This window comes from Streptococcus sp. 3613 (assembly GCF_013277375.1).
In the GTDB taxonomy this organism is placed as follows: domain Bacteria; phylum Bacillota; class Bacilli; order Lactobacillales; family Streptococcaceae; genus Streptococcus; species Streptococcus pseudopneumoniae.
The window spans coordinates 1-2,132 of record NZ_VMMV01000136.1 but is presented as its reverse complement, the minus strand read 5'-3'; the positions used below and the strand labels follow the sequence as shown (position 1 = coordinate 2,132).

4 protein-coding genes are annotated in these 2,132 nt (G+C 44.1%); all 4 read right to left on the bottom strand.

Features of this window, described 5'->3' with window-relative positions; genetic code table 11:
• Positions 1-651: N-acetylmuramoyl-L-alanine amidase family protein (locus HT708_RS11430; protein WP_172926408.1), on the bottom strand; the 651-nt coding region annotated here is incomplete at its 3' end.
• A 2-nt stretch (positions 652-653) separates the two neighbouring features.
• Positions 654-983, bottom strand: a complete 330-nt coding sequence (locus HT708_RS11425; protein WP_061470673.1) for a phage holin — start codon at positions 981-983, stop codon at positions 654-656.
• A 14-nt stretch (positions 984-997) separates the two neighbouring features.
• Positions 998-1,315 (bottom strand): hypothetical protein, encoded by a 318-nt coding sequence (locus HT708_RS11630; RefSeq protein WP_001205653.1) that lies wholly within the window; start codon positions 1,313-1,315, stop codon positions 998-1,000.
• Between the two features lie 8 nt (positions 1,316-1,323).
• A complete protein-coding gene (locus HT708_RS11420) occupies positions 1,324-2,106 on the bottom strand; it encodes a hypothetical protein (protein WP_000067166.1) in 783 nt (260 codons plus the stop codon).
• Positions 2,107-2,132: the final 26 nt, after the last annotated feature.

The following is a 2,132-nucleotide window of genomic DNA, read 5'->3' as shown; positions in this document are numbered from 1 at the left end:
TCCAAGCATGTAGCCTGAGCCGTCGAAGTAATACCAGGTTCCATTGACCTTCTCAAACTTGTCTTTTGGATAAGAGCCGTCTGAGTGTACATACCAATAGCCTATATCGTTCTTCTGCCATCCTGTTTCAATTGTCAAGCCACTTTCAATATCCTGCTTGAACTGTTCACGGCTAATGCCCCATTTGGCTAGATATGGATACGGGTCAACGTGGTCTGAATGATTGTCTGGTTGGTTATTGGTACAGTATTCATGTGTTTTGATACCTTCCAAACTGCTTGTATCAAGCGTTTTCGGCAAACCTGCTTCGTCTGCTAGATTGCGTAAGAGTTCGATATAAAGGCGGTAGTCTGTCAGGAATTCTTCTTTAGTTGAATGGCTTTCAATCAATTCAACTGCCGCATAGCTTTCCGCATTCCAACCGCCCCCAACGTCCCAGGCACCATTATTTACAGGACCGACCTGCATGACACGGCCGTTACCAACGACATGAGAGAAGAAACCAAGCTCAGGGTTCTTTCTGTAGTGGTAGTCTGCCTCATTTTGAGCGGTTGAGTTGCGGTTGCCTGTTGAGTGGGCATGTACTTGTCGGTAAGGCTGTACCCCAACCTGGGGCAAGCCTGTACGTAGTCTGCTTGTATCGATATCCATACCTACTCCCTCCAAGCATCGTTCATCTGCTTCACTGCGGACTCCACAAAGGTATCCAAGTCCTTATCGGTCATACTGATATTATATTTGGTCAGCTCTGCCCGGATTTTAGTGCGAGCCTGTGCCAATTTTTCATCACCTTTATAACCTGTCTCAGCAGCCACCTGCTCAACGGCATGAACTGCGTTCTTGGCTAGGATTTCAGCGATGATCACCGCTTTCTCTCCGCCTTTTCGCAAAAGATAGTCTTTCACCATTTTCACGATACTGCCTACTGCTACTGCTAAAAAGCCTGTCGCAAAAGCGATAATAAATTCATTAAATTGTGTCATGTGTTGTTTCCTTTCTATTCTCTATAAAACTTAACATTAACGGTACCTATATACTCCCTTAAGTTTGTACCAGTTAGATATATGACTCCTCGGTTATACATATCAGCCTGAATTCTTATTAATCTGCTATTATTGAGTTGTACATATCGTATAGCAGCAACCTTAATATCATTACCTTTAATATCAATATTGTACCCACCCCAGTACTGCCACATTCTTGTGTTTAACACTTCCAATAATAATGACGGTCCACTCGACCACACCAACCTATCGCCAATATAGCGCTTGACAATCTCTCTACTTCCTAACATGATTCTTACTCTATCTCTCATAGCTTCACCTACTTAAAAATATCGTAAATCGTGTGAGGGTCTTTGGTAGTAATAGCATCGTACTGCTCTTGCGTACCGGCCCAATAGTTGAGTGCCTGCGAACCGTTCTGATTGACAATGTTCTGACCTGGAACTCCACTTCGCCCTTGTTCACCATCGTTGACATTATCCAAATGGGTAAAAGCAGAGGCTCTCAATCCTCTGTAATTCACTTCAATGCGAACTTCAAACCAACCACCAGAACGCTGAGAAGCACTCCATGTGCCAAATTTTCCTGCTGAATCAGGGGTCTGATTTCTCAAAGAACGCCAGTTTGTATAGCCAAAACCACGGTAGTAATAATCAAGAGTATAGCCGCTCGTGACTGCTTCGCCATCGTAGAATACATCCGCAAACAAATTCAATCGGCTAGTAGAGCCATTCTTATAAGAACCCTCAATACGAACGCTGGCATTCAAACTATGCCCATTATCCCCTTTTAAGCTATCCCGTTGAGTCGGTGTCAGCGTATCGAATGATGGACGATTTTCTAAGGCGGAAATCCTAGCCTTGATGGGGATATCATTGTACAACTCCCATTTTTGGGCATAAGTAGACAAGTCTTGGTGGGAGGTCAAGTAGCCTTTCTCTTCCAGCTCCGCTTTTGTAACGAGGGTTTCTGGATGGACTTTCGGTCTACTCTCAAGGGTGTCCAGTCTTTTCTTAACCTCCCTATCCTTTAGCTCTGAGTCTTCTTTGATAGCCTTGACATCCTCACCGATTGCTCTTGCTAGATTTTCAAGGTTACTCATAGCACTCACGCTTTCGCTGCGTTATA

Bases quoted from the DNA above. Each gene is read 5' to 3' on its own strand.
- HT708_RS11425 (WP_061470673.1), bottom strand. From the start codon at position 983: ATGACACAATTTAATGAATTTATTATCGCTTTTGCGACAGGCTTTTTA.
- HT708_RS11630 (WP_001205653.1), bottom strand. From the start codon at position 1,315: ATGAGAGATAGAGTAAGAATCATGTTAGGAAGTAGAGAGATTGTCAAG.
- HT708_RS11420 (WP_000067166.1), bottom strand. From the start codon at position 2,106: ATGAGTAACCTTGAAAATCTAGCAAGAGCAATCGGTGAGGATGTCAAG.